The 326-nt window shown below is 66.3% G+C and carries 1 protein-coding gene; it reads right to left on the bottom strand.

The window, feature by feature from the left end; translation table 11 throughout:
- Nucleotides 1-326 (bottom strand): CHASE domain-containing protein (locus EN859_RS36430; RefSeq protein ID WP_189502543.1); only part of this gene is annotated, 326 nt, incomplete at both ends.

Genomic DNA, 326 nt, shown 5'->3' with positions numbered 1-326 from the left:
GTCCGGAGCCGTTTCCACGTTCAGCCGAACGAAAACCAGAAATCCGGGGTAGGTTTGCTCCTGCCCTTGTCCCTGGCCGAGTTGGACAAGGCCGCTGGCATGCTGCCGGTCGTCGGCCATCGCCTTCTCGATCGCCGCCCGCCGCACCGGCTCGCTGAACATGTCGAAGCCGATGATCGACTGGTTGGACGTGTCGAGCGGCTCGAACAGCACGATGGGGGTTCGCCACGACTGCAGCGTGGCCGCCGGATAGATCGGGTGCGCCGAACCGTGATCGTGCAGGATGTCGCGCTCGACCGCCGCCTCGTCGCCGGTCTTGGCCAGCC

Source organism: Mesorhizobium sp. M00.F.Ca.ET.216.01.1.1 (assembly GCF_004010325.2).
Lineage (GTDB): Bacteria > Pseudomonadota > Alphaproteobacteria > Rhizobiales > Rhizobiaceae > Mesorhizobium.
Note: the sequence above shows the minus strand (reverse complement) of the source record. Positions and strands in the feature narration are given on the sequence as shown.